Raw genomic sequence first — 532 nt, 5'->3', positions numbered from 1 at the left:
GTCTGGCCACCAGGTCTATGCCTGCGGCGCGCCGGCCATGGTGAACGCGGCCCAAAGCGATTTCACCGCGCAGTGCGCTCTGCCGGCGGAGGAGTTCTACGCCGACGCCTTCACCTCGGAAGCCGACCTGGCCGCGCCGTGATTGCGCAAGCCGGCGATGCGGGTCGTTTGACGCGCTGCGATAAAAATCATACTATCGCCGGCATGCCAAATTCACTGACCGCCTCCCGACGCCGCAACCCGCATCCTGAACCCGGGAAGCCGTGCGTGTGAGTGTCAGTCAGTCACCAAGCCACAGGTCAGCCCTGTGGCTTTTTTTTTGAACAGGAGTCATCAAATGGAATTCAGCCAGTACGACACCGACGCGCTGCTCTACATCACCAACCGCCCACCGCTGGTCTTCACCGAAGGCCAGGGCATGTGGCTGACCGACCATACCGGCAAGCGCTACCTCGATTACCTGCAGGGCTGGGCGGTGAACTGCCTGGGCCATTCGCCGCAATGCATACAGGACGCGCTGACCGCGCAGGCG

Annotated in this window: 1 protein-coding gene; it reads left to right on the top strand. The window is 62.8% G+C overall.

Annotation, left to right across the window (positions count from 1 at the left end; translation table 11 throughout):
* Positions 1–337: 337 nt before the first annotated feature.
* On the top strand, positions 338–532 hold a 195-nt coding region (locus JK635_RS28190), incomplete at its 3' end, for an aminotransferase class III-fold pyridoxal phosphate-dependent enzyme (protein ID WP_202653258.1).

This window comes from Neobacillus paridis (assembly GCF_016765675.1).
In the GTDB taxonomy this organism is placed as follows: Bacteria; Bacillota; Bacilli; order Bacillales; family Cytobacillaceae; genus Neobacillus; species Neobacillus paridis.
The sequence above is the reverse complement of the archived record's forward strand: the minus strand, read 5'-3'. Positions and strand labels throughout refer to the sequence as shown.